The organism is Streptomyces sp. IMTB 2501 (assembly GCF_001953885.1).
Taxonomy (GTDB): Bacteria; Actinomycetota; Actinomycetes; order Streptomycetales; family Streptomycetaceae; genus Streptomyces.
The window spans coordinates 91,871-116,996 of record NZ_MQUS01000031.1 but is presented as its reverse complement, the minus strand read 5'-3'; the positions used below and the strand labels follow the sequence as shown (position 1 = coordinate 116,996).

31 protein-coding genes and 1 tRNA gene are annotated in these 25,126 nt (G+C 69.2%); 27 read left to right on the top strand and 5 right to left on the bottom strand.

Translation table 11 applies throughout. The annotated features are described in order from the left end of the window. Positions 1-309: 309 nt before the first annotated feature. Positions 310-894 carry a hypothetical protein gene (locus AV521_RS37620; protein WP_076095163.1) on the top strand — a complete coding sequence of 195 codons (585 nt, stop codon included), beginning with the start codon at positions 310-312 and terminating at the stop codon, positions 892-894. Positions 895-1,238: 344 nt separating this feature from the next. On the opposite strand, the gene AV521_RS37615 is transcribed toward AV521_RS37620, so the two are convergent. From AV521_RS37615 to AV521_RS48870, 3 genes are all read right to left on the bottom strand, one after another. After that, the gene (locus tag AV521_RS37615; RefSeq protein WP_076095161.1) at positions 1,239-1,451 is read right to left on the bottom strand and encodes a hypothetical protein; all 213 of its coding nucleotides are present in this window, start codon (positions 1,449-1,451) and stop codon (positions 1,239-1,241) included. A gap of 251 nt (positions 1,452-1,702) precedes the next feature. Next, positions 1,703-2,134, bottom strand: coding sequence for a hypothetical protein (locus AV521_RS37610; protein ID WP_256725844.1), 432 nt, complete (start codon positions 2,132-2,134; stop codon positions 1,703-1,705). Between the two features lie 467 nt (positions 2,135-2,601). Beyond that, positions 2,602-3,288 carry a hypothetical protein gene (locus tag AV521_RS48870; protein ID WP_143658724.1) on the bottom strand — a complete coding sequence of 229 codons (687 nt, stop codon included), beginning with the start codon at positions 3,286-3,288 and terminating at the stop codon, positions 2,602-2,604. 667 nt (positions 3,289-3,955) lie between these two features. Between AV521_RS48870 and AV521_RS37600 the strand changes: the two genes are divergently transcribed. Together AV521_RS37600 and AV521_RS37595 are read left to right on the top strand one after the other, a co-directional pair. Further along, entirely contained in the window at positions 3,956-4,408 is a 453-nt protein-coding gene (locus AV521_RS37600; protein ID WP_076095157.1) for a GntR family transcriptional regulator, read from the top strand. Further along, the gene (locus AV521_RS37595) at positions 4,405-5,307 is read left to right on the top strand and encodes a phosphotransferase enzyme family protein (RefSeq protein ID WP_076095155.1); all 903 of its coding nucleotides are present in this window, start codon (positions 4,405-4,407) and stop codon (positions 5,305-5,307) included. Before AV521_RS37600 ends, AV521_RS37595 begins: the two co-directional genes overlap by 4 nt. Here AV521_RS37595 and AV521_RS37590 read toward each other — a convergent pair. Continuing rightward, positions 5,304-6,686: a hypothetical protein gene (locus tag AV521_RS37590; protein WP_076095153.1), complete on the bottom strand. Its 1,383-nt coding sequence runs from the start codon at positions 6,684-6,686 to the stop codon at positions 5,304-5,306. The two genes, AV521_RS37595 and AV521_RS37590, sit on opposite strands and share 4 nt — an antisense overlap. Before the next feature lie 620 nt (positions 6,687-7,306). Between AV521_RS37590 and AV521_RS37585 the strand changes: the two genes are divergently transcribed. From AV521_RS37585 to AV521_RS37485, 21 genes are all read left to right on the top strand, one after another. Further along, positions 7,307-7,537, top strand: a complete 231-nt coding sequence (locus AV521_RS37585) for a hypothetical protein (RefSeq protein WP_076095151.1) — start codon at positions 7,307-7,309, stop codon at positions 7,535-7,537. A 5-nt stretch (positions 7,538-7,542) separates the two neighbouring features. Further along, positions 7,543-7,992 (top strand): DUF3307 domain-containing protein, encoded by a 450-nt coding sequence (locus AV521_RS37580; RefSeq protein WP_076095202.1) that lies wholly within the window; start codon positions 7,543-7,545, stop codon positions 7,990-7,992. Between the two features lie 163 nt (positions 7,993-8,155). Beyond that, positions 8,156-8,449, top strand: coding sequence for a hypothetical protein (locus AV521_RS37575; protein ID WP_076095149.1), 294 nt, complete (start codon positions 8,156-8,158; stop codon positions 8,447-8,449). Then, positions 8,446-9,438 (top strand): DUF2637 domain-containing protein, encoded by a 993-nt coding sequence (locus AV521_RS37570; protein WP_076095147.1) that lies wholly within the window; start codon positions 8,446-8,448, stop codon positions 9,436-9,438. The genes AV521_RS37575 and AV521_RS37570 overlap by 4 nt, the downstream gene beginning before the upstream one ends. Further along, positions 9,435-10,085: a GGDEF domain-containing protein gene (locus tag AV521_RS37565; RefSeq protein ID WP_076095145.1), complete on the top strand. Its 651-nt coding sequence runs from the start codon at positions 9,435-9,437 to the stop codon at positions 10,083-10,085. Before AV521_RS37570 ends, AV521_RS37565 begins: the two co-directional genes overlap by 4 nt. Beyond that, positions 10,082-11,194: a DNA cytosine methyltransferase gene (locus tag AV521_RS37560; RefSeq protein ID WP_076095144.1), complete on the top strand. Its 1,113-nt coding sequence runs from the start codon at positions 10,082-10,084 to the stop codon at positions 11,192-11,194. Before AV521_RS37565 ends, AV521_RS37560 begins: the two co-directional genes overlap by 4 nt. After that, entirely contained in the window at positions 11,191-11,520 is a 330-nt protein-coding gene (locus AV521_RS37555) for a hypothetical protein (protein WP_076095200.1), read from the top strand. The genes AV521_RS37560 and AV521_RS37555 overlap by 4 nt, the downstream gene beginning before the upstream one ends. 66 nt (positions 11,521-11,586) lie before the next feature. Next, entirely contained in the window at positions 11,587-11,904 is a 318-nt protein-coding gene (locus AV521_RS37550; protein ID WP_076095142.1) for a hypothetical protein, read from the top strand. After that, entirely contained in the window at positions 11,895-12,140 is a 246-nt protein-coding gene (locus AV521_RS37545) for a hypothetical protein (protein ID WP_076095140.1), read from the top strand. Before AV521_RS37550 ends, AV521_RS37545 begins: the two co-directional genes overlap by 10 nt. Positions 12,141-12,142: 2 nt before the next feature. Further along, positions 12,143-12,442, top strand: coding sequence for a hypothetical protein (locus AV521_RS37540; RefSeq protein ID WP_079249600.1), 300 nt, complete (start codon positions 12,143-12,145; stop codon positions 12,440-12,442). A 218-nt stretch (positions 12,443-12,660) separates the two neighbouring features. Then, complete coding sequence (locus AV521_RS37535) at positions 12,661-14,901, top strand: FtsK/SpoIIIE domain-containing protein (RefSeq protein ID WP_179023681.1); 2,241 nt, start codon at positions 12,661-12,663, stop codon at positions 14,899-14,901. Between the two features lie 139 nt (positions 14,902-15,040). Beyond that, the gene (locus AV521_RS37530; protein WP_076095138.1) at positions 15,041-15,292 is read left to right on the top strand and encodes a hypothetical protein; all 252 of its coding nucleotides are present in this window, start codon (positions 15,041-15,043) and stop codon (positions 15,290-15,292) included. Between the two features lie 36 nt (positions 15,293-15,328). Beyond that, positions 15,329-15,517, top strand: coding sequence for a hypothetical protein (locus tag AV521_RS37525; RefSeq protein WP_076095135.1), 189 nt, complete (start codon positions 15,329-15,331; stop codon positions 15,515-15,517). A gap of 8 nt (positions 15,518-15,525) precedes the next feature. After that, a complete protein-coding gene (locus tag AV521_RS37520; RefSeq protein ID WP_076095133.1) occupies positions 15,526-16,122 on the top strand; it encodes a hypothetical protein in 597 nt (198 codons plus the stop codon). Then, positions 16,119-16,907, top strand: a complete 789-nt coding sequence (locus AV521_RS37515) for a hypothetical protein (RefSeq protein WP_076095132.1) — start codon at positions 16,119-16,121, stop codon at positions 16,905-16,907. The genes AV521_RS37520 and AV521_RS37515 overlap by 4 nt, the downstream gene beginning before the upstream one ends. 15 nt (positions 16,908-16,922) lie before the next feature. Beyond that, on the top strand, positions 16,923-17,108 hold the full coding sequence (locus tag AV521_RS37510) for a hypothetical protein (RefSeq protein WP_076095129.1): 186 nt from the start codon (positions 16,923-16,925) through the stop codon (positions 17,106-17,108). A 5-nt stretch (positions 17,109-17,113) separates the two neighbouring features. Then, a complete protein-coding gene (gene ssb / locus AV521_RS37505; protein ID WP_076095194.1) occupies positions 17,114-17,602 on the top strand; it encodes a single-stranded DNA-binding protein in 489 nt (162 codons plus the stop codon). Positions 17,603-17,689: 87 nt separating this feature from the next. Further along, positions 17,690-18,619: a bifunctional DNA primase/polymerase gene (locus AV521_RS37500; RefSeq protein ID WP_076095127.1), complete on the top strand. Its 930-nt coding sequence runs from the start codon at positions 17,690-17,692 to the stop codon at positions 18,617-18,619. After that, the gene (locus AV521_RS37495; RefSeq protein ID WP_076095125.1) at positions 18,616-19,689 is read left to right on the top strand and encodes an AAA family ATPase; all 1,074 of its coding nucleotides are present in this window, start codon (positions 18,616-18,618) and stop codon (positions 19,687-19,689) included. The genes AV521_RS37500 and AV521_RS37495 overlap by 4 nt, the downstream gene beginning before the upstream one ends. A 133-nt stretch (positions 19,690-19,822) precedes the next feature. Next, on the top strand, positions 19,823-19,993 hold the full coding sequence (locus tag AV521_RS37490) for an AlpA family transcriptional regulator (RefSeq protein ID WP_076095192.1): 171 nt from the start codon (positions 19,823-19,825) through the stop codon (positions 19,991-19,993). Beyond that, positions 19,990-21,471, top strand: coding sequence for a site-specific integrase (locus AV521_RS37485; RefSeq protein ID WP_256725843.1), 1,482 nt, complete (start codon positions 19,990-19,992; stop codon positions 21,469-21,471). Before AV521_RS37490 ends, AV521_RS37485 begins: the two co-directional genes overlap by 4 nt. Before the next feature lie 141 nt (positions 21,472-21,612). Here the strand turns inward: AV521_RS37485 and AV521_RS37480 are convergent. Further along, positions 21,613-21,684 (bottom strand) — tRNA-Arg (locus AV521_RS37480). 184 nt (positions 21,685-21,868) lie between these two features. On the opposite strand from AV521_RS37480, the gene AV521_RS37475 reads away from it, so the two are divergent. From AV521_RS37475 to lysA, 3 genes are all read left to right on the top strand, one after another. Further along, complete coding sequence (locus AV521_RS37475) at positions 21,869-22,465, top strand: response regulator (protein WP_079249599.1); 597 nt, start codon at positions 21,869-21,871, stop codon at positions 22,463-22,465. A 127-nt stretch (positions 22,466-22,592) separates the two neighbouring features. After that, positions 22,593-23,627: an ArgS-related anticodon-binding protein NrtL gene (gene nrtL, locus AV521_RS37470; RefSeq protein WP_076095120.1), complete on the top strand. Its 1,035-nt coding sequence runs from the start codon at positions 22,593-22,595 to the stop codon at positions 23,625-23,627. Positions 23,628-23,681: 54 nt separating this feature from the next. Next, positions 23,682-25,073, top strand: a complete 1,392-nt coding sequence (gene lysA / locus AV521_RS37465; RefSeq protein ID WP_076095118.1) for a diaminopimelate decarboxylase — start codon at positions 23,682-23,684, stop codon at positions 25,071-25,073. Positions 25,074-25,126: the final 53 nt, after the last annotated feature.

Genomic DNA, 25,126 nt, shown 5'->3' with positions numbered 1-25,126 from the left:
GGGTCAGACCCCTCGGACGGCACCATCCACATCCTCACAGTCAGCCGTGGAGGTCAGTGGGGGCAGCGGAGCCCAGCTGAGCCGACCTGGTGAACAGTCGCTTGCGGCTCTGTCTGGCCGTACCGCCTTCACCGCAATTCCCCGCTGCTGATTGCCCGAGAGGCACCGGCGATGCGCCCCGTTCAGGTGACATGCGCTCCCTCTGTGCGCTCGGTGCGACCTTGCGTGATTCGCCAGGGGGACAGCACGGTTTGGGTGGATGCCGCTCGGCGCTGTGCTCCAGGACCACCAGGGGAGGGGCGGTACGTCGTGGGTTCAGCCGATCAATGGGCAAGTGAGACGTTCGGGGAATCCGCCAGTGAGCTGGCGGACATCATCCCTGCCTGCCTCGTCCGGGCTCACGAGCGGGCCCGCACCGGACATGAGGGCGTCCATACCCAGACGCTCGAAGCCTACGGACACGGCCTTTACGCGGTGCAGTACGAAGAACTGGCCGCCGGCCTCGCTGGTCTCGGGGATGCCGTGCGCCTACAGGGGCGAACGATGATGCTCATCCGCGGGTGCCTGGTCTACCCCCTTCGCTACGCGAAGAAGGACGTGCCTGTTACGGCTGCACGCCTCCGGCGGGCCACAGGCTTTCGAGCAGACTTGATCCGCCGCCACGGCCCGCCGGCCATGCAGGAGCCGTTTAACCTGGACTGGGGAGACCTCGACGACTCCGAAGTGCATCCCGACCTGGAGCTGCTTCCCGAAGACATTCGACTCGTCCTCGTCGCCTATGCCTGCTCCATGGGGGACGGCGTGATGCGCATCGAATGGGGCTTCGCAGAGTTGCGTCGAGAAGACCGGTACCTGATCTGGCACCGGCACGAGCCGCTGCTTCCAAAGGCGTGAGGGTGAAATCTCAGCTTGGGAAGCTCAGGTGATTCAGCAGGGCTTCATCAGCTGACCTGCGGCGGAGCGATGCTGGTGTCCTGTAGCCAGCCAACCCATTGCCCGGTGTTCCCCGTGGTTCCCCGCACGATCTGGCACGCGTCTGGCACGGGCATCAGTTCGTACGGGCTGACTTGCCGGTCTACTGACCACCGGTTCCGCCGACCAGCGGGACTGACGAAGCTCACGGCTCTGACCAGGTCGGATGCCGTGGGCTTCTGTCGTTGTCGGTTGGCGTCGGTTGACCTCGGACGACCCAGGGACGGCCCAGAAATCGCGCCGGGGGGACGTGCCGGGAAGGTGCGTCACCTGCTGCACGCAGCGACGATACCCAGAATCACCAAGGCCACGAAGAACATCGCTACGCAACCGCCTATGGCGCTCTCCGCCTCCGCGACGATCCCCTTGGGCTTCGGGCGGGACTTCTCGTAGTCCTGCATCCCTCGTGCTACCGCGCGCCTGATTTCGTCCTCGTCCACGGAGTCCCCCAAGCCAGCCACTGTGTTCTGAACGGGCACGGTCAACCTACCTGTTGCACCGCCGCCGCTCGCTCCATCGGCGCGCTCAGTGGCCAGCACTGACCTCTTCGTCCCGAAGCAACTTGGGTGCGGGCGCTGTCTGGGGCTAGAGCACTTCTCACCTGCGCTGATGGTCCGCAGGCGTCCGCGCTTGTCCGCCGATGCCCGTGGGCGTTGTCACGCAGTTAGACACTCACTGCTGCTCTCCCTGTGGCGCGGGTCCCAATGCCCGCGGTTCGGGGACTGGGTCCTTAGCCGCGTGCTCCACGACTTGGCCAGGGGCACCCATCGGGGGACTGGTCCGAAGGCCGGCCCGCCCGAACGAAGTCGCCGTATTCGTCTTGGACGATGTTCTCGTTGACCCACCGCCCCCGTACTGCGCCCGTGGTCTCCTCGGCAGCGGCCAGTGCGTTCGACGGATCCTCCGCCATAGCAACAAGTCGGCCGAACTCTTCCGCGTCCGGGCCGGCGTCGAGTGGTGGAAACTCGCCCAGGTCGAGCAATCCCTCACGCCCGACGTCCTCGACGGCATGGACGTAGACCTCGTATGACGCCTTCGCTGGGCGGACTTCGACGTAGCTGACGCCGGGCCGACCTGGAGCACCGACCGGACCAAGGAACTGCTCGACCGGCCGACCTCGCTTCAGGGCCCCGACGATGAAGTCCTCTGTCAGGTAGCGCACTTTGCAAACCCTACCCAGCGCGTCAGACGTGGGGAGTCGGCGACGCTCTCACCTTGGGAAGCTGAGGTGATCTAGTGATCGCTGCGGGGCTGACCTGCCACGGAAAGGGTTCGATTCCTGCTGGCGAGTCCGCTGATTCCGCGGTGTTCCCCGTGAGTCCCCGTCCGATCTGGCACGCGTCTGGCACGACCTCATCGTCCTGAACTCTCGGCCGGTGGTCATTTGGGCCTGATTGGCTGGTCAATCGGCTCTGGACGGCTGCTGAGCGTCAGCTTCGGTCGTTGAGGTTTCTGTACTCCTCTGCTGTACGGCCTCCGCGGCACGGCGTGCGTGAGCGAGGTTGTTGCGGCTGATCAGGGTGTCGGGGTGGGTGTCGCCTAGCAGTTGTTCACGGTGCGACAGAGTTGGTGGTGTGGCCTTGCTGGTGGAGGCGGTAGGCAGCGCACTCATATGCGTTGATAAGAGGGTCACTGTGGTGTCCAGGCGGGGTATTGGCGGCGAGAGCGATCAGATGGGGAATAAGGGCATCCCATGGCCTTCGGTGGTCGTCTCCTGGCCGGGAGGTGGTGCCAGGTGACGGACGAGGGCTTGTTCAGCTCGCGCGCGCCCTTCTTGGGGCCGGTGATCACTGGGGTCTTGGGGGGGCGCAGAACGGTTTGGACGAGGCGATGGATGCTCAGGGTGGTGCCAGTGTCAGTGGCCATGCTGTATGAGGCCAGCGTGCCGATGGCCTCGGCAAGGTCGTCCGGGTCGGTGCCGTGCGGGGCAAGCAGGGCATGAGGGACGTTGTCGGGAGCGAGCCACGCGGCGGTGTAGAGCACATCCACGGCCAAAGGGTCACGCGAAGCCAATATGTGCAGCGTCAGGTGCCAGATTCGGGAGATAGTCCGCTCAGCGGCGATGTCATCGTCGGCCTTGTGCAGCTTGGTGCCCAGACTGCGGCGGTAGGCGTCGAGGGCGATGCCGCGGTTTCGGTTGAGATAGGAGCCGGCCTGTTTTAGGGCAAGCGGCAGATATCCCAGATCAGCGGCTAGCCAGCACGAGGGTTGTTGAGGCGCGCGTATCCGGTGACCTTCACATTCGGAACGTGCCCTTCTGTGCTCGAATGACCCAACCAAGGGTCGACCGCCGTCACCCGTCGTTGATGTGTTCAACGGTCTGAGGCTTGCACCCATGCTCAGCGGCGGAGGTAGGGATGCACGCAATCGGAGTGTCCACAGCCCTCGACGGCGTCGCGGACGCCCTACGCGTGAGGAGCGTGCGAGCGCGTCGGAGGTGTGTCGTCTGTATCGCAGATAGTGCGCGAACGGTGACAGACAACGAGAGAGAGCGGGAGTCAGTGAGACTGACTCCCGCTCTCTCATGTCGGCATTCGCCCTGGTCAGAGCCTGATTGTTGCTGGCTGACCGGCGAGTGCCCCCGGCAGGATTCGAACCTGCGCACACGGCTCCGGAGAGCATGTGCATGACATCCTTGATTATGCCTCTGACCTGCACCGCAGCCCGCAGGCACCCTCGTGCCACCGGAGCTCACGCACTGCTCACGCACTCGGCAGGACTGAGCCAGGGTGCTGAAGCGCACCAGCCGTGCGCTCCATGTCGCCGTGCGAGGGCTGAAACACCCTCGTGTTGCAGCCCTCTAACCGGACACCCGGACACTGGCGCACTGAGGGTGTCCGGCCTATTTGTGCAGGTCAGAGCCCTAACCGGACAGTCGGACACATGGGACACTCCTTGGGAGGCCCTACGTCAATCGAGGGACGCCGTGGGAAGCTGAAAGCAGTGAACCGCTGCCAAGCGAGATCATCGAAGGGGAGGCTAGGTGCCGCCGGCCAGTCCGCGAGACACGTACCTAGGGGTGTCGGATTCTCTACGTCAGAAGATCGAGAAGGGCAAAATCCCTGAGAAGCTGCCGTCTCAAGCGAAGCTGATGGAGAGCTACGGCGTGAGCCGCAGCACCATCGAGCGTGCGTTGGGTGACCTGAAGAGCAAGGGCGTGATCGAGTCCGTACAGGGGGCTGGCTGGTACGTGGTGGGTACGGGCGACCGACGCCCACTCGTCGAGAAGGTGACGGACCTCTTGCGGACTGACGGAGTCAAGGTCGGGGACCCCTTCCCTACCGAGAAGGAGCTGTGCGAGCGGTTCGAGGCTTCGCGGACGGCGATCCGCTCCGCCATCGCGCAGATGGAAGGACAAGGGCTCATCGGCAAAGGAGCGACGCGCGGGCGGGAAGTCCGCGCGCTTCCCATCGGATTGGGGGACCGTAAGGCATGACGACGGGCGAGCGCACCGAATTCGACGCGGCGTCGGCCGAGAGCATCTTGCGGAAGGCGTGCGATGTCGCCCGCGTAGATCCGGACGGTATCGCGATGCAGCGGTTTGGCGACCACGCAGTCTTTCGCATCGATTACGGCCGGATCATTTCGCGCGTCGGTCGGAGCCCTGATCGACTACCGTCCGTCCGCCGAGAAGTAGCCGTAGCTCAGTGGCTCGCGGACGAGGGATACCCGGCTGCCCGGCTTGTCACGGAAGCCGAACAGCCCGTCGTCATCGACGGCCATCCGGTGACCTTCTGGGAGGGATTGGCCGACGGCGACACGTACGCGAGTACGCGAGAGATGGGTGAACTGCTTCGGCGGCTCCACGAATTGGAGCCGCCGAATTTTTCGCTCCCCGAACTCCGACCCTTCGAGAAGGTGAACCAGCGGTTGCAGTGCGCTGCGATCCCGTCGGACACCCGGGCCTATCTCACCTCTCTGGCAGATGAGTTGGCGAGCGAGTACGACCGGCTAGCGTTCGCCTTGCCGACCGGTCACCTGCACGGAGATTTCAACGTTGGCAACGTCCTGCGGGATGCTGCGGGAGACCCGAAGGTTATCGACCTGGACGGCTTTGTGATCGGTCCGCGTGAGTGGGACCTGATGCAGACGGCCATGTACTACGACAGCTTCGGGTGGCATACAGAGGCCGAATACGCCGAATTTGTGGACGGCTACGGCTTCGACGTCCGGAAATGGTCTGGGTATTCCGTCCTGCGCAGCGTGCGCGAACTGCTGATGGTCACCTGGCTTTCCCAGAACGCTGGCACGAATCCGCGCGCTGCCGAGGAAGTTGAGAAGCGTGTCGAGACGCTGCGCTCGGGAGGCTCGCGCCGCGACTGGGCACCGTTCTAGGACTGTTCGTCGACCTGTCGCCAGAGGCGGAAGCCGCGGGCTTGTTCCGCGAACACCCGGAAATCCGCGGCTCGCTTCACGTCGTCTGTGATGCGGCCCTGAAACTCCCGTACATACTGCACGCAGCGCGCAGACTTCAGCCCTTCTCCGAGTTGCAGCGCATTGAGCGCGATTTCGAAGCCACGGCCGATCTCGCCCTGACCTAGGTACGAGTCTGCCTGCACCATGGTCGCGAAGAAATCGCTTCGGGTATTCAGGCCGTCCCCGACGATGGATCCTGCTCCCCGCTCCGTCGCCTGCACGGATCGTCCCAAGTCGCGGAAGCAATGGCCGATCTCGGCTGCAAGTTCAACCTCGTCGAAGTATGCGATGTACGCAGGATCGCTGTCGGCTGTCCGCTGGCTGAGCTTGCGTTCCGCCTCAACTAGGGCAAGGTCGCAGCCCCGATCATCGCCAAGTCGGGCAAGGGCCCGAGCCTCCATTGCGATGTGATGTGCGGCCATCGTGGGCCCCAGGCTGCCGGCGGGTCCTGTGTACGCCGCACGCGCCAGGGTTGCAGCGTCCTGGTACCGGCCGAGGAAGGTCGCCTGATGGCTCATCGCGGACAGGATGCTGCTACCGAGCAGGCGGTCGCCAGCCGCCTGAGCCATACGCAAGCCCTGAATGAAGTACCGCTGCGCGATGCCGTGTAGGCCGCTGTCGTACGACATGAATCCGGCGAGCAAGAGAGCTTCGGCTACGGCTGAGTGGAGTTGCTTGCCGACGGTGTCGGAGTACTTCCCGTCCAGCATCGGACGGACGTCCGTGTGAAGGTACTGAATCAGCGCCCGTCGGGCGTGGCCGCCGCCGAACTTCCCGTCAAGCATGCTGAACGCGTCGGCGGTTGAGCGCACCATCTCGATGTCAACCGCGCCGATCGCCCGGTTGCCCAGTCGCGTTAGCTCTCGGTCCGGAGGGGCGACGATCCACCGGAGGGATGCCGTGTTCCATGCGGCAGAGTCTGGGTGCGCTCGGACCAGAACCTCAGCCTCAGCAAGGTCGGCCCGCCATAGGTCGGTCACGGTCTTGGCTGTGGCTTCGGGCTTGTCTGCGAAGTCCAAGCCCAAGTCGGGTTGTACGGCAGAAACTGCCGCGTCGCCCATCCCGATGTCGTCGATGGTGAGTCGGCGCCCCAGCTTGCGCCCAATCGCATCGGCGATGAACTGCGGCATGTTGCCCCGCGGGATCGAGCCGTTGAGCCACCTGCCGACGTACGTGTGATCGCAGGTGACGTCTTCGCTTGATCGAGTGCCAGCGGCGATCACCGCGCGAGCAAGCGACTTGTTCGAGAAGTCAGCTTCCTGCATGAGCGCGGCCAGCCTGGCGTTCCGGTCTGCCATCGAACCCCCATGAGCGGCCGAAGTCCCAGCTTGACTCAACGTCACTCTACGCAGGTCAGGCCTGAGGTGCAGGGGGTGGGCACATCGGAGTGCACGAGTGCACCCCCAAGTGCACGCTCCCGAAGTGCCCTCCGCTTGGCGACAGTTGAGTCACCACCGCGAAGCAGGCGGTTCCGAGATCGAAAAAGCCAGAGCGCTTGACGACCCGGGATCGATCTGTCAGCGTGAGTGGTAGGTAATACACACCACGCATTGAGCGGGTGTGCAGCACCGATGTACGTCCGGCGGGTCCTGTGGCTTTGCAGCTACGGGAGCTCCTTCGAGGGGTTACCGCGCTCGTCGGAAGCGTTCGTTCCTTGACAACTGAATGGGGATCACGCCGCCTCTCCTCGGCCAAGTAGGCGGTCACGCGGGCTCCGTCCCGCGTGAGGTACAGCGCAACCCAACCTCTCGCAGCGCTCCGGCGCTGTGGCCCCGGTTTAGCCGTGAGGCGGCAGATCGAATCTGCCCCGGGGCGCTTCCCCGCCGCAGTCGCGGCCGGGGGATTCCGGAGTGGCCGTCGTCTCGCCAAAGGCCTGCGGCCCCTTCCGGCTCTCTGTCCCTCCGACTGAGGAACGCCCATGAATCAGAACGACCTCAACGAGATCGGTCACCGCATCGCGTCGGCCGCAGCGCAGTTCGCCCCTGGCCACCGGCCGACCGCCCATCAGGTGGCGGACGCCGCCGCGATTCTGCACGGCATGCTTCAAACGGCCGAGACCTACGGCGTGACGTTCGCGCACTTCGACGGCGTCGCCGACTTCCCGCGCATGGTCATTCAGCTCGTTCAGACCCGCGACGAGAGCCGGTGACCGCCGTGCACGCCGCCACCTTCGCCGCCGTGTTCATCGCCCTGTACGTCGCACACAGCGTGGGCGATCACTGGGTGCAGACCTCCCACCAGTCCGCGCACAAGGGCCGTCCCGGCTGGGTCGGCCGCCTCGCGGACACCCGGCATGTCGCCACCCTGACGCTCACCAAGGTTGCCGTCCTGTTGCCGGTCGTCTGGCTGCTGGACCTGCACCTGTCCGCGCTCGGCACCGTGCTGGGCTTGGGCGTTGACGCGGTCACTCACTGGTGGGCGGATCGCCGCAGCACGCTCGCCTGGCTGGCCAAGGTGACCGGTAAGGGCGAGTTCTACCGGCTGGGCGCCCCGCGCGCCGGCCGCGACGACAACCCGCACATCGGTACCGGCGCCTACGCCCTTGACCAGTCCTTCCACCACCTGTGGCTCCTGGTCGCCGCGCTCATCGTCGCCACCGTCTGACCCCGCATCACCGCCCCGGCATCTCGCCGTGAGGGCGCCGGATCGAATCCGGCCCGGGGCACTCACCCCGTCGCGCTCTGCGGCCGGGGCCCCGGAGCGGTCGCCGTCTCGCCAAAGGCCTGCGGCTGCTCCGCCTTCCCGTCCCTCCGATTCAGGAGCATCCATGCACACCTACATCGGCGGCCATCAGGCCGTGAACGACCTCGATTTCGTCGAACTCGCCCTGGGCACCCCGCTCGAACTCTGGCTCGGGGTGGACGGCGAAACCGCCGAGGAGCGAGCCGCCCGGCTGGACGCCGCGCGGGACATCCTCGCCGACAACCCGACCCTTCCCGACGACGTTAGCCGCATCGCCGCCGAGGCCATCGAGGCCTACGCGCCGGAGCTGTTCAACGTCCTGCCGCTGCCGCGTCCCACGCGGCGCCGCCGGAGCTCCCGGAAGGGGGCCGCGGCATGACCACCGTGACCGAGACGGAGACTGCACGGCCTGCCGTGCCTCCGCTGTCGAAACCTGAGCTGTGGCTGTTGGGTGCGGTCGCCGTGTTCGCGGCCGGGGTCGGCGGGCTGGGCCTGGCGTCCTCGTTCGAGGCGGTGTCGGCCGCGGGTGCCCGGTGGGGGTTCGCCTCCCCGTGGATGCTGCCGGTCGGTATCGACGTGGCCATTCCGGTGTTCACCGCGGCGTTCCTGCTGCTGATTCGCACGGACATGCCGTTGGGCTGGGTGCGGTTCGTGCCGTGGGCGCTGACCGGGGTGACGTGCTGGCTGAACATCGCGGCCGGGCAGTCGCTGTCCGCGAAGGTTGCCCACGGCACGATGCCGCTGCTGTGGGTGGTCCTGTCCGAGGTCGCCGCCCACGTCTACGCCTCCCGGATCGGCGCGGTGACCGGCCGGCGGATGGAGAAGATCCGGCGTTCGCGCTGGCTGCTCGCCCCGCTGTCCACCTTCGCGCTGTGGCGGCGCATGACCCTGTGGGAGATCACCTCGTACGGGGACGCGCTCGCCCGGGAGCGGGAACGTCAGCTGGCCCGCGCGCAGCTGCGGCAGCGCTTCGGCCGTCGGTGGCGCTCCAAGACGCCCCGGCCTGAGCGGGTGCTGTTGAAGCTGGGTGAGCTGGCCCCGGCCGCTGACGAGATGCCGCCCGTGCCGCCGCAGGATGCGGAGCCGCCGAAGCCGGAGGCGCCCAAGCCGCCGCGCAAGCGCACCAGCAAGGCCAAGCCGAAGACCGGCAAGGCGCCGCGGACCCCGGCGGAACTGCTCGCCGAGGCGCGCCAGGTCACCGCCGACTGGAGCGATGACGCGATCAACGCCGAGGCGCTGCGCACCACGCTGCACTGCTCGGCCGCCAACTCCCGTGTGCTGCGGGACCTGTTGCTGACCGAGCGGGCCGACGGCCGACGGCTGCACCCCATCGACGACACCGACGAGGGCGAGGGGGCCGCGGCATGAACACCCTCGCCACGGTCCTGCTGTCGGCGCTGCCGCTGGCCGCCGGGTGGGCCGTTCACGTGTGGTGGCTGCGAGGCTGCCTGAACACGGCCCGGCGTGACCCGCTGACCGGATTACGCACCCGCGACGGCTTCACCCGCCGCGCCACGGCCCTGCTCAAGGACCCGCGGGCAGTCGTGGTGCTGGCCGACGTCGACAAGTTCAAGCACATCAACGACACCCACGGGCACGCCGCGGGAGACGTCCTGTTGAAGGCGACCGCCGACCGGCTCGCCCACCACGTCGGCCGCTCGGGGGTCGCCGGACGGCTCGGGGGCGATGAGTTCGCCGCAGTCCTCATCGACGACCACGGCACCGCGGCCGACCTGCTCGCCGTGCTGCACGGTGTGCTGGCCCGGCCGGTCGACGGCCAGGACCCCGCCGTCCGCACGACCGTCTCGCTCGGCTGGGTGCGCGCCGCGGACTTCCCCGCCGACGACCTCTCCGGGCTGCTGCGGCGGGCGGATGAGGCGATGTACGCGGCCAAGCAGGCCCGCGCCGGAACCCGCCGCGCGGGGCTCGGCTGGCTGTTCGCCACCGTCACCGGACGCCGCGCCGGCCGGACCGGCGCCCGCACCGATGCGCCCGTGATCGAGGTGGCGGCATGACCGCCCCGCGGATCGGCTCGGTATGCACCGGATACGGCGGCCTGGACATCGCCGTCCAGGCAGTGTTCGGCGGGTCGTTGGCATGGGTGGCGGACAACGACCCCGGAGCCGCGCTCATCCTCGCTCACCACCACCCGAAGGTGCCCAACCTCGGGGACATCACCGCCGTCGACTGGCACGGCGTCGAGCCGGTCGACATCTACATCGGCGGCTATCCGTGCCAGCCGTTCAGCACCGCGGGCAAACGGAAGGGAACCTCAGATGCCCGGCACCTCTGGCCGCACATCGCCCGCGCCCTTGGGGTTCTACGACCCCGCCTCGCGGTCTTTGAGAACGTCGCAGGTCACCTTTCCCTCGGCTTCGACACCGTGCTTGGAGACCTTGCCGCCCTCGGGTTCGATGCGGACTGGTGCTGTGTACGCGCGAGCGACATCGGCGCCGCACACCAGCGCAACCGGCTCTTCTTCTACGCCTGGCCTGCCGACTCCGGCGGCCCGGGACTGGCGCGGGGGTGGGCAGAGAGGACAACTGCCCACCGCCGTGGCGCTGTTGCCGACGCCATCGACCTCGGAGAACACGGGAGCGGGGCACGCGGCACAGGGCGGGATGAACCTGCGGCACGTCGTCTCGCTGCTGCCCACCCCGCGGGCGTCGGCGAACGAGAACCGGCAGACCAAGCGCAGTCCCTCGCAGGAAGCGGGCAGGCACGGCAAGAGCCTGGCCGCGGAGGTGGGGGAGCTGCTGCCGACGCCGACCGCGACGGACGCGAAGAGCAGCAGCGGAGCGAACCCGGCCTGGGGACACGGCGAGACGCTGACGGACGCGGCCCGCAGCGTTGGGGGCCGTACGCCGCGGCGGTCGAAAGGTGGGCGCAGGTCATCGGCCGCCCCGCCCCCCGGCCAACTGACGATCTGGGACGGCTGAACCCGCCGTTCGTCGAATGGCTCATGGCCCTGGACGACGGCCACGTGACCGCCGTGCCCGGCCTGTCCCGCACCGCCCAGCTCAAGGCGCTCGGCAATGGCGTGGTCTGGCCGCAGGCCGTTGCCGCCCTGCGCATCCTGCTCGCCCGATCCGAGCCTGAGGCGTGGGGGAGGGCCGCGGCATGAAGTCACAACCTCTGGTCGGCGCCGCCGTGTTCACCGCGGTGATGCGCGCGGCCGGCTACCGCTGCCAGTGCGAGGGCCAGTGCGGCAACGCGCACGCCAAGGGCGACGGCCGGTGCCTGCACGAGCACGACGGCTACACCAGCAAGCACGGGCGCCGGGTGCGGCTGATGGCCGCCCCCGCCGACCCGCTCGCCTCGGACGTCGCCGCCGCCCGCCTGCCCGCGGGCGAACTGCGGGCCTGGTGCCCGGACTGCCACACCGCCGCCGCCCGCCGCGCCCGCGCCACGGCGCCCGTGGACGACGCGCCGGGCCTGTTCGACCTGTAACCCCATCTGCTCCCGGCGGGCCCTGCAGCCCGCCGCCAACACGCCATCCCCGAGGAGGGGTTGACCATGGCCAAGCCCAACACCAGCCGTCTGGACCGCGAGATCCGGCTGACGGAACGCAAGATCCAAGCGGTGCAGAAAGAGGAGTTTTGGCCGCTGACCGGTGCGGAGCGTCGCAAGGTCAGGGGTGCCCTGGTGGGCGGCTCCTACCGGGTACTGCGCGGTAAGAGCACCGGTCGCGCCGAACGCGCCCTGGAAGAGGCCTGGAACGCCGTCAACACCCGGCTGGGCGCCGAACTGGCCGCGCTGCAGAAGGAGCGGCAGCGGATCGTGGGCGAGGCCGCCGCCGAGAAGGCCGCCAAGAAGTCCTCGGGGTGGTGGTGATGTTCCAGGCCGGTGACATCGTCCAGGTCGTCTCGTGTGAGCGGGATTCCCGCCTGGTGGGCAAGCGCGGCCACATCATCGACGAGGAGCCGCCGTTCAACGGCGTCTGGTCGGTGCACGGCATGCCCGGCATCCTGACCGCCAACTCCGGCGGGTTCTACGCCCACGAGCTGCGCAAGGTCGGCCACGACCCCAGCAAGGCGCCCAAGCCCCGCAGGGAGTCGAAGTGGTGGTGAGCATGGACCGCCGCTGCCCCGCAGCTCACCCCGAGGACCCGACCGACTGCGTCGGCCCGGTCGTGGTGACCGTGCTCGACGCGGTCAACGCGGGCGCCGACGGGTGCGAGCACCACGGCGCCCGGCTGCTGGCCTCCCTCGACGGCGGACGCGTCTACGCCCTGCCGGACGCCCCGGCCGGTGCCGCGATCCGCGTCTTCAAGGCGGCCGACGGCATCCGCCCGTTCTGCTGGGTCGACGGCCCGCGTACCGAGCCGTCCCAGCTCAGCCACGCGGAGAACCGCGAGCGGCACGGCCGCTGACCCGCACCGCGCGGCATGCAGCCCCGGCAACCACGCCGTGAGGGCGCCGGATCGAATCCGGCCCGGGGCACGCACCACCGGCCCGGCCGCACAAGGCGAACACACTGTTCGCCCTCGTACGGCCCATCTGGGCTGACCCTCTCTCCATACGGGCCCGACCGCTCACCTCCTACAGCGTTCGGCCGGGCCCACCTCCCGCAGATCCGGAAGGACTCTCAGTGAAACACCCCGACGACGACAACGAACTCTTCAACCGGCTGGAAGCCGAGATGGCCGACCCCGGCACCCCCGCGCGGGGTGACGTGGTCGACCTCGACAAGGCACGCACCGCCCGGGGCGAGTCGGCCGACTCGACTGCCGACCGGTCGGCCGACTCCCGAGCCCCCGAGTCGCCCGACTCGCAGCCGACCGAGTCGGGCGAGGGTGGGCCGACTCTGGTCGACCAGAAGGTGCCGACGGTGTCGGGCCCGGGTCTGGTCGACCGCATCAAGAACTCCAAGCGGCTGGACGTCTTCCCGGCATGGACGAAGTCCCGGACGGAGTTCACCGAAGCGCTGGGCTGGCTGGCCGGGCACGTGGGCCACACCATCGCCTTCCACGCGGTGCGCGTCCCGTTCCTCTACCTGCCCAAGCTGGTCTGGCGCTCCCCGCGCGGGGCGCTCAATCTCCTGGGCCGGATCGGCCGTTGGGCCATGGACGCCGAGGGTGAACGCCTGCGCCAGTACACCGCCACGAGCGAGCAGGTCGACGAGTACCTGAAGCTGTCGAGGCAGCGCGACCGCCGGGTACGGCTGCGGACCATCCTCACCATCCTGGGCGGCATCGTCGCCCTGGGTATCGGCCTGTTCCTCGTCTTCGGGGCGCAGCCGATGACGCAGGTCATCGCCGCAACGCTGCTGGTGCTGGGCTGCGGAGTGGCCGGGGCGCCGGCCGATGCGCCGCTGGCCACCCGTGCGGTCATCAAGACCGAGGTGCAGAAGCTGACCAGCGACATCGTGGTCAAGGCCATGGCGTCCATCGGCATCGGGCAGATTGCCTCCGCGGTCGCCAAGGGGCAGGACGGCATCCGGTTCGTCGCCCCGATCACCCGCGAGGGGCCCGGCTGGCGCGCGGACATTGACCTGCCCTTGGGCGTGACGGTCGCCGACGTGGCCGACCGGCGCGCTCGACTCGCCTCCGGCCTGCGCCGCCCGCTGGGCTGCGTGTGGCCCGACGCCGACCCCAACGAGCACGAGGGGCGCCTCATCCTGTGGGTGGGGGATAGGGACCTGTCCAAGACCGGCATCGTCAAGTGGCAGCTGGCCAACGCGCGTCGGCACGACATCTTCAAGCGCAACCCGTTCGGCATCGACCCGCGCGGACGCGCTCAGTCGGTGCCGATGATCCAGCACAACATCCTGATCGGCTCGCTGCCGGGCCAGGGCAAGACCGCCTCGGTGCGGGTGCTGGCCTGCGGCGCCGCGCTGGATCCGTCGGTGGAACTGTGGCTGCACGAGAACAAGGGCACCGGCGACCTGGACTCCCTCGAATGCGTCAGCCACCGGTTCGTGTCCGGCATCGACGACGATTCGATCAAGTACGCGGCCGACTCGCTGAAGCTGCTGCGGGCGGAGGTCATGCGCCGCGCGGCTGCGATCAAGAAGCTGCCGCGGGACCTGTGCCCGGACAAGCGCATCACCCGGCAGATCGCCGACAAGCGCTCCCTGAAGCTGTGGCCGCTGGTCGGCGTGTTCGACGAGTGCCAGAACCTGTTCGCCCACCCCAAGTACGGCAAACAGGCTGGTGAGGACGCTGAGTTCATCATCAAGCTCGGCCGCGCGCTGGGGGTCATCCTGGTCCTGGCCACGCAGCGCCCGGACAAGGACTCGCTCCCGACCGGGATCAGCGGCAACGTGTCCATCCGCTTCGCTCTCAAGGTCGCCGGGCAGGTCGAGAACGACATGATTCTCGGCACGTCCGCGTACAAGAACGGCGTGCGCGCCACCTCGTTCCGCCCGGAGATCGACGCCGGTAACGGCTACCTCGCCGGAGCCACCGCGCTGCCGGTCGTGGTCCGCACCGCCTACCTGGACGACAACGCCACCCACGCCATCGCCCAGCGCGCTCACGCGCTGCGCAAGGCCGAGGGCACGCTGTCCGGGCACGCGCTCGGGGAGGAAGCCGAGAGCACGACCGGACCGTCCTACGACCTGCTCGCCGACGTCGCCGCCATCGTGCCGCCGACCGAGGAGCGGGTGTGGAACGAGCGGATCGCCGCCCGGCTGGCGGAGCTGCGGCCGGAGGTCTACGGCGGCTGGAAGGGCGAGAACGTCACCAGCGCGCTCAAGCCGCACGGCATCAAGACCCGCGACGTGGCCGGGACGACCGACGACGGCACCCGCACCACCCGCCGCGGCATCACCCGCGCCGACCTCCTCACCGCGATTGCGGAGCGTGACGAAAAGCGGGGTGCCGCCTAACCCAGCTCGGTGCTACCGGTAGCAGCCACACCTGCTACCGGTAGCACCCTCGCTAGCACCCCATATCGCATCTGATCTGCGAGCTAGTAAATAGCACCCCACCTGCGGAAACCCCGAAAACCGCCTGGGAGGGCCCCTCGTGACCCCCATAGTCCTTGCTGTCGCCTGCCTGATACTCGTCACTCTCGGTTACGCAAGCGTGTGTGCGGGCAGCCCGTTCGGCACCTGCCGCAAGTGCCACGGCTTCGGCTTCGCCACGACCACCGACCGCAAGGGACGCCCCAAGCGCGGCAAGACGTGTCGCCGCTGCAAGGGCCGCGGCAAGCGCGTCCGCGTCGGTCGCTGGCTCTACAACCGCGCCGCGCGGATCTACCGCGAAGGCACTCGCTGACCACCCCATCGACTCATCCAAAGGAGACCCGCCGGCATGGCCGTGACCATCTCCCTGCTTGTCATCTTCGGCGCTCTGCTCGTCATCCTGCTGCGCTCCCGCGCGCTGGGCTTCGGCTCCGCGTTCGTGGCCGCGATGTTCGGCTTCTACCTCGCCACCAGCGGCGCCGCCCCCACCGTCAACCACCTCATGCGCGCCCTCGTCGACGCGCTGCCCAACCTGTGAGGAACGCCGTGAACGAACCCCTCGTCGCCCGGCACTGGCTCACCATCGCCGCGCCCAAGGCCGCGCCCGCCGTCGCCACCACGACCGTGCTCGCGCTGGCCCGGATCTGGAACGCCAACGGCGCCGAACACTCCGTCGGCAACGCCGCCCTCATGACCGTGCTCGCCGCCGGGGCCGCGGCGGGCGGCGCCACCCTGGCCCGCGCCGGAGAGGGCGTGCTCGCCGCCGTCGGCTACGCCGCCTCCGGCAGCCTCGCCCTGGCCGGGGTCGCCGGATACGCCGACGGTCTGCCCCTGCCGCTGCTGCTGTGGGCGCTGGCCACCGTGCTCGCCTACTGCTTCGCCGCCCGCCACTGGCGCCAGGACCGGCGCGACGCCCTCGACCACGAGCGGCACATGGCCGAGCGGCGCGAGGAGTACGCCCACGTCGAGCGCGTCGAAACCCTCCGGGCCACCACGCAGGTTGAGGTGGCCCGCGCGGGCGCCGCCTACGCCGAACAGCTCGCGCAGGCGCTCGTCACCCGCGCCACGCTGCCCGGCTTCGACCCCACGGCGCTGGAAGCCGCGGGCCTGCCGGAGCTCCCGGCCGCGCGGGGTGAGCGGTGAGGTTCTACCTGACCACCCACAAGCGGCACTGGGTGCGGCTGACCCGTGTGCCGCTGTTCCTGAAGTCCGAGCACTTCGCCGCCGCGGTCAAGCTGCACCCGGCACAGGGCCCGTACGCGGTCGACTCCGGCGGGTTCACCGAACTCCAGCGGCATGGCCGCTGGACGCGCGCCCCGCGCCAGTACGTGGATGACCTGCGCCGCATATGGGAGTGCGTAGGCCCCTACGACTGGGCCGCACCGCAGGACTGGATGTGTGAGGACCTGATCATCCACGGCGGCACCGCGGGCCCGCTCACCTTTGCCGGGACTCGCCTGAGCGTGCGCGAGCACCAACGCCGCACCGTGGCGAACTTCCTGGAACTGCGCGCCCTCGCCCCCGAGTTGCGCATCATCCCCGTCCTGCAAGGCCGCACCATCGCGGACTACGAATGGTGCGCCGAGCGGTACGCGCGGGCCGGTGTCGACCTCGCCCGTGAGCCCGTGGTGGGGCTCGGGTCGGTGTGTCGGTTGCAGTCCACCCGCGAGGGCGCCGCGATCGTCACCGCCATGGCCGCGCGCGGACTGCGCCTGCACGGCTTCGGCTTCAAGACCCTCGGTCTGGAACAGGTCGGCCACCTGCTCGCCTCCGCGGACTCCGCGGCGTGGAGCTACCACGCCCGCAAGCGCCCGCCCATGCCCGGCCACACGCACAAGAACTGCGCCAACTGCCTGCCCTATGCCCTGCGTTGGCGCGACCGCGTCCTCAACGCCCTGCCGCCCTGGCACCAGCCCCCGCTGTCCTGAGAAGGGAGATCCAGCGTGTTCGAGATCCGCGTCATCTGCCCGCCGGGCGACGCCGACCGGATCAGTCAGGCACTGGCCGCCGCGTTCGACACCGGCCCGGCACGCCAGTACCCCACCCGCGACCGCAAGCGGCTGCGGCTGTACGTCACCGCCGACCACCGCACCTCCGGCACCAACCCGACCAACACCGAAAGCGAGTGATCCACATGTCCGTGGGAGAGACCCCCATCACCATCGTCGGCAACCTCACCGACGACCCCGAACTTCGCTACACCCCCTCCGGTGTGGCCATGGCCAAGTTCACCGTCGCCTCGACCCCGCGCTCCTACGACAAGACGTCGGGCCAGTGGCAGGACGGAACGGCGATGTTCCTGCGCTGCACCGGATGGCGGGAGCTGGCCAACCACATCGCCGACACGCTCGGCAAGGGCACGCGCGTGGTCGTGGTCGGCCGCCTGCGGCAGCACAACTGGGAGACCCCCGAGGGCGAGAAGCGGTCCATGCTCGCGCTGGAAGTCGACGACATCGGCCCGTCCCTGCGCTTCGCCACCGCCACGGTCGCCAAGGCGCAGCGCAACGGCGCCGCCCCGTCCGGCCCGGCCAACGACGCGTGGAACACCCCCGCCCCCGCCGGAGCCGCCCCGGCCAACGGCGGATGGGGCACGCCGGCCCCCGGCAACGAACCGCCGTTCTAGATACGCCCGGGGTGGGTGCCGTCTCGCCAAAGCCTGCACCCACCCCGGCTACTCCCGTCCCTCCAAGGAATCAGGAGAGCTACCAGCATGACGCAACCGCGCCCCTCCGACCAGCTCACCTCTGCGCTCGACGCCGCGTCGCGGGGCTGGCACGTCTTCCCCCTCATCCCCGGCGACAAGCGCCCCGCCGTCGCCGACTGGGAGACCCGCGCCACCACCGACCGCGAACGCATCACCCGGTGCTGGACGCACGCCCCCTACAACGTCGGCATCGCCACCGGCCCCTCCGGTCTGGTCGTCGTCGACCTGGACGTGCCTAAGGGCCCGAACGACACCCCGCCGCCCGCCTGGACGCACCCCGACATCCACGACGGGGTGGGCGTGCTCTTCGCCCTGCGCGAGCGCCACGGCGACGACGCCCCGCTCGTCGCGTGCGAGCCGCACGACGGCTTCGCCGAGCTGCTGCCCGCCGCGCACATCGTGAAGACTCCCAGCGGCGGCACCCACCTCTACTACGCCGCCCCTGAGGGCGAGCCGCTGCGCAACACCGCGGGCAAACTCGGCTGGAAGGTCGACACCCGCGCGGCCGGCGGCTACGTCGTCGCCGCGGGCAGCATCGTCAACGGCCGCCCCTACACGACCGTCTACGCCGCGCCTGTGGCCGCGCTGCCGGACTGGCTGACCACCTTGCTGCGGCCCGCCCCGCTGCCCCCGCAGCGCCCGGTCACGGTCCCGCTGACCACCCACGACCGGCGCGGCAAGTTCCTGAACGCCGCGCTCAACGGCGAGTTGGCCCGCGTCACCAACTCCGGCGCCCACCAGCACAACAACGCCCTGTATTACGCGTCCGTGGCGCTGGGTCAGCTGGTCGCCGGGGGAGAGCTGGACGCATACGAGGTGACCGAGAAGCTCACCGAAGCCGCGCTCAGCGTCGGCCAGGGCGAGCGCGAGGCACGCCGCACCATCGCCTCCGGCCTGCGAGCCGGAGCCAACCGCCCCCGGCAGGTCGCGGCATGAACAGCAACCCCATCCCCCCGCCCCCAGACGAGCCCGACAAGGGCCGCAACCCCATCCCCCCACTGCACCTCTACTCCGTGCCCAGCGACCCCGAGGCGGCCCCGCGGGAGCTGCCGAAGCGGGAGCGCCCGCGCACCGCATGGACCGCGGATCAGCTCATGGCCGCCGACTTCCCGGAGCCGAAGTGGGCCGTGCCCGGCATCCTCGCCGAGGGCGTCAACCTGCTCGCCGGACCCCCGAAGGTGGGCAAGTCCTGGCTGTCCCTCGGCCTGGCCCTCGCGGTCGCGGCCGGCGGGCACGCCTTCGACACGCTGCCGGTCGACGGCGGACCCGTGCTCTACCTCGCCCTGGAGGACACCCCGCGCCGTCTCCAGACCCGCATGGGCAAGATGCTCGGGGGACAGGCGGCCCCGGCCGGGCTGACGTTGGTCACCGAATGCCCGCCCTTCCCCCAGGGCGGCAGCGACGCCATCGCCAACTGGCTGGAGCGCAACCCCGACGCCCGCATGGTCGTCATCGACGTGTTCGCCAAGATGCGCGGCCCCGCCCCGCAGGGCGTGTCCGCCTACGACGCGGACTATGTCGCCGTCGGCTACGCCAAGCGGATCGCCGACCACTACGGCATCGCCGTGGTGCTCGTCCACCACGTCCGCAAGGCAGGCTCGGACGACTTCCTGACCGAGGTGTCCGGCACCAACGGCATCGCCGGAGCCGCAGACGCCACCCTCGTGCTCAAGCGGGCACGCGGGCAGGCAGACGGCATCCTGCACGTCACGGGACGCGACGTCGACGAAGCCGAGTACGCCCTGAAGTTCCAAGCCGCCTCTGGTGCCTGGCAGATGCTCGATGGGCCGGTGACGGACCACACCATCGGCGACACCCGCGCGGCCATCCTGCGGCACGTCCGCGAGAACCCCGGGGTCCGGCCGCGGGACATCGTCGCCGCGCTGCCGGACGTCGACGCGGACACCGTCCGCCGCTACTGCTCCCGCATGGCGGAGGTGGGACAGCTCACCAAGGGCGCTGGAGGCCGCTACTACGCGGACACCCCACCCCCGGAGGTGTCCTAGGTGTCCGACTGTCCGATTACCCCCTCTGACCTGCATGAACAGGCCGGACACCCCCAAACCCCCAGTGTCCGACTGTCCGACTCTCGGCCCGCCAACGAACCCTGGAAGGGAGCCGAACGTGGCGCGTGACCAAATGCTCACCATCTCCGAAGTCGTCGAGGAAATCGGAGTGCCTCTGTCGACCTTCCACCGGTGGCGTCAGCTGAGGAAAGGCCCGAGGGCAATCAAGCTCCCGAACGGCTCCGTACGGATACGTCGCTCCGAACTGGACCGATGGATTGCCGCGTTGGAGGAAACCGCGTGAACCACGGCACGACCGGTGGAACTCAGGGCGCTCACGGAAGTGAGCGCCCTGGCGCCAACAAGGAACGCGTCTTCTCTAATGACGTACGCGTATGGGGCATCAGCAAGGTGAGAAGTAAGAGCGCCCCATATCAACTCCGTTGGGCTGTTGCGGGCAAGCGTTGCTATGCATCGTTCGCCACCTTCACGCTTGCCGATAATCGCCGTTCAGAATTGCGGCAAGCCATGCGAAAGGGCGAATCGTTCGATGTGGAATCAGGCTTGCCTGAGTCGGAAATCCGGCAGGCGGAAGCGGCGGCTGCTCAGGCTGAGCAAAAGCCGGATCCCACTTGGTGGGAGTTCTCGCGGGAGTTCATGAAGCGTCGTTGGCGTACAGCAGCGGCAAAGACGCGAGAGGGGTTCGCCGACAGCCTTGCGTCTGCGGCTCTGGGGATGATCGGCGACAAACCAGATGCCCCGGATCTCCGGATCGTGCGGCGGGCCGTGAGGTGGGCTGTCGTACCGGCTCACGAGAACGAGGAGCCCCCGGCGGACCTGGAGAAAGCGTGCGCGTGGCTCGCGGCGAACTCCCTCCCTCTCTCGGCTCTGAGGGGAACCAGCATCGCTGAGGACGTCCATTACCGGCTGGCCTACAGGCTGGATGGAAAATTGGCTGCCAAGGACACATACAAGCGTCGTCGGCGCGGGTTCAACGCGGCCATGACCTACGCGAGCCAGAAGGGTTATCTGGATGAAAACCCGATCACCGGCTTGGAACGTTACGCCACTGCGGGCCGTGGTGCGGTGGATCCGCGTGTACTGATGAACGCAGTGCAGGGGCGGGAGTTCCTTGCCGCCGTCTCGTATGTGGGATCGGTGCACCGAAACCGGGGAAGGCGTCTGGTCGCCTTCTTCGGCTGCATCCTTTACGCCGCAATGCGCCCGGCGGAAGTCGTGGGGCTACGGCTGGACGACTGCCACTTGCCGGAAACGGGATGGGGCGTTCTCACTCTTCGGGAGACACGCCCCGTGTCGGGCAAGAAATGGACCGACTCAGGTGAGCGGCACGACAAGCGGGGGCTGAAGATGCGGGACCCCGAGACGGACCGGCCGGTGCCGATTCCGCCCATCCTCGTGGCGTTGCTCCGGGCGCACGTGAAGGAGTTCGGCACCGCGGCCGACGGCCGCGTGTTCCAGAACGAGCGGGGCGGCCTGGTGGGGACGTCCAGCTACTGGCGCGTCTGGGAGGAGGCTCGCCCCTTCGCTTTCCCGCCCCACAAGGTGGCGTCGCCGCTCGCTGGGAAGCCGTACGACGGCCGCGCCACGTGCATCACGGACTGGCTCCGTTCCGGCCTCCCGGTCGCGGAGGTGGCCCGCCGCGCGGGCACGTCCCCCGAGGTCATCGACCGCCACTATGCGGGCTGTCTCGACAACAGTGAGGAGGAGGACAACAGGAAGATCGAAAAGGCGATGGGGTGGGGGCCGTCGGACGCCGCGTGAGCCGTGCGTGGCTCACGCACTCCTCACGCACAATCAGTGAGAGAGAGTGAGAAAGGGCGGGAGTCAGTGAGACTGACTCCCGCCCTTTTCTGTCGGCATCCGCCCTGGTCAGACCGTGGTTTTGGGTCTCTGACCGGCGAGTGCCCCCGGCAGGATTCGAACCTGCGCACACGGCTCCGGAGGCCGTTGCTCTATCCCCTGAGCTACGGGGGCGTGTCGGCTGCGGAGCTCTTCGCTCGCGGCGACGGGTAGAACACTAGCAGGTCCGCAGGGGTGATCAGGAACCCGATTTCTTTGGCGGGCAACCGGGCCGGCCCCCGTGCCGGGCGGAGTGGAGCCGTTGTGCGGGTGGGGCGGGTCCGCTCCGTGGGGGGCGGTTCCCCTGTACGGGGTGGAAGTGGGGAAAACCCGGACGCGGTGGCTGGTCCCGACCTACTCTCGAGTTGTGCCAGGCGCCTCGGGTCGGGTGCTTGTTGTGGACGACAACAAGGTCATCCGGCAGCTGATCAGGGTCAATCTTGAGCTGGAAGGGCTCGAGGTCGTGACCGCGGCCGACGGTGCCGAGTGTCTGGACGTGGTGCACCAGGTGCGCCCCGATGTCGTCACGCTCGACGTCGTCATGCCCCGGCTGGACGGCCTGCGTACCGCCGCGCGCCTTCGCGCCGATCCCCGTACCCACCATCTGCCCCTCGCCATCATCAGCGCGTGTACGCAGTACGAGGTCGACACCGGCCTCGACGTCGGCGTCGACGCCTTCCTCGCCAAGCCCTTCGAACCCGCCGAACTCGTCCGGCTCGTCAAGCAGCTCATAGAGCGCGGGAGCGGTGAAGACGGCGGAGGCGGCGAGGACGGGGGACAAGGGCATCGAGGCGGAGGCGGGGGTGGGAGCGGCGGGGGCGGGGACAGTGACGAGGGGTCGGGGGGCGGGGGCGTCGGTGGGGTCTCCGGCGGAGTCTCCAACGGCGTACCTGGGCGGATTTCGTCCGGCGGTTAGAGCCGGTGGCCAGGTCGGGTAGTTGGGGCCAGGGGTCAGGGCCGGTGGTGGTGTCTGTCGCCCCCGCCCCGTCCCACACTGAGAACCACTTCGTCTACCCACCCCCACCCTCCCCTACGCTTGTCCCGTGACCCCCGTCGAGCTGTCCCGCACCGTGTTGCACGCGGTGCGTTGTGCTGTGGATGACGGGGAGCTGAGTGTGACCGTGCCCGAGCGGGTCGTGGTGACCGAGCCGGGGCCCGGGGGGTGCGGGGATTTCGCCACCAACGTGGCCCTGCAGCTCGCCCGGCCGGCCGGGCAGCCGGCGCTGCGGGTCGCCGAGGTTCTGCGGGCCCGGCTCGTCGGCGCCGACGGTATCCGCGACGTCGTCGTCACCGGGCCCGGCTTTCTCAACATCAGCCTCGACGCGCAGGCCGATCCCGTCACCGGGCTCGTCCAGGAGATCCGGGACCGCGGTGCCGAGTACGGGCACGGTGACGCCCTCGCCGGGCAGGTCGTCGCGCTGCGTGTGCCGTACGAGGTCCGGGCCGAGGTGGTCGCCGACGCCGTCGTACGGATCGTCGCCACGCAGGGGGCGCGAGGGACCGTCGAGCACGGTGAGCCCGTCAATCTGCGGCCCGTGCCCGCGCCCGAGGACCCCGCGCCGCTCGGGCCCGACGCCGCCCAGTGGGCCCTGCTTCACCCCGCCCCGCACGACCGGCCCCGGATCACCGCCGATCACCTGGTCCAGCGGGAGGGCAATCCGCTGTTCCGGGTGCGGTACGCCCATGCCCGCATCCGGTCCCTCAGCCGCAACGCCGCCCGCCTGGGCTTCACCGCCGAGCCCGGCCCGGTCCACATCGGCACAGGCAACGGCGCCATCGATGCCGGCGCCCCCGGCAAGACCGGTACCGGCGACACCCCTCACCCCCTCCTCACCCCCCTGGCCGACCACCCCCGCATCCTCGCCGCGGCCGCCACCCACCGTGCCCCGGACCGGCTTGCCCGGCATCTCGTCACCGTCGCCGATGCCGTGCTGCCCTTCCTGCCCCGTGTGCTTCCGTGCGGCGAGGAGAAACCCTCGGCCGCCCACCGCGCCCGGCTCGCCCTCGCCGAAGCCGCCGGGACGGTGCTGGCCGGTGGCCTGTCCCTGCTCGGCATCGACGCACCCGAACACCTCTGAGGGCCCTCGCGAGAGACGCCCCGGAGAGAGACAGAGAGTCTGAGAGTCACCGTCATGAGCCGTTCCGCCCACCCCGCCGGGCCCCGTCACGCCGACGTCCTGACCGAAGGGCACTACGCTGCGCCGCCCGCCGACCTCAACACCCTCGACCCGAAGGTCTGGGCCCAGACCGTCGCCCGTAACGCCGATGGTGTCGTCACCGTCGGCGGTGTCGACGTGAAGCGGCTCGCCGAGGAGTACGGCACCCCCGCCTACATCCTCGACGAGACCGACTTCCGGGCCCGGGCGCGCGCCTGGCGCACCGCCTTCGGAGCCGGCGCCGATGTCTTCTACGCCGGGAAGGCGTTCCTGTCCCGGGCCGTCGTGCGGTGGCTCCACGAGGAGGGGCTCAATCTGGATGTGTGCTCCGGTGGGGAACTGGCCACCGCCCTCTCCGCCGGGATGCCCGCCGAGCGCATCGCCTTCCACGGCAACAACAAGTCCGCAGAAGAGATCCAGCGGGCCATCGAGGCCGGCGTCGGGCGGATCGTGCTTGACTCCTTCCAGGAGATCGTGCGGGTCGCCCACATCGCGCAGTCCCTCGGCAAGCGGCAGAAGGTCCAGATTCGGATCACCGTCGGCGTGGAGGCTCACACGCATGAGTTCATCGCCACCGCCCACGAGGACCAGAAGTTCGGGATTCCGCTCGCCGGGGGGCAGGCGGCGGAAGCCGTGCGGCGGGCACTCCAGCTCGACGGGCTCCAGCTGATCGGGATCCACTCCCACATCGGGTCGCAGATCTTCGACATGTCCGGCTTCGAGGTCGCCGCGCACCGCGTCGTCGGGCTGCTCAAGGACATCCGGGACGAGCACGGGGTCGAGCTGCCGGAGATCGATCTGGGCGGTGGTCTCGGTATCGCCTACACCAGCGACGACGACCCGCGCGAGCCGCACGAGATCGCGAAGGCGCTCACCGAGATCGTCACGCGTGAGTGCGAGTCCGCCAGGCTGCGCACGCCTCGCATCTCCGTCGAGCCCGGGCGGGCCATCGTCGGGCCGACCGCCTTCACGCTCTACGAGGTCGGCACCGTCAAGCCGCTGGAGGGGCTGCGTACGTATGTCTCCGTCGACGGCGGTATGTCCGACAACATTCGGACGGCGCTGTACGACGCCGAGTACAGCGTCGCCCTCGTCTCCCGCACCAGCGACGCTGAGCCGATGCTCGCGCGTGTCGTAGGCAAGCACTGCGAGAGCGGGGACATCGTCGTGAAGGACGCGTTCCTGCCCGCCGATCTGGCGCCGGGTGATCTCGTGGCCGTACCGGCCACGGGGGCGTACTGCCGGTCCATGGCCAGCAACTACAACCATGTGCTGCGGCCACCGGTCGTCGCCGTGCAGGACGGCGAGGCCCGGGTGATCGTCCGGCGCGAGACGGAGGAGGACCTCCTGCGTCTCGACGTCGGGTGACCCGCACCCGCGGAAACACCGGGTGAAAGATCTGCGGTCTTCCACCCCCGTAC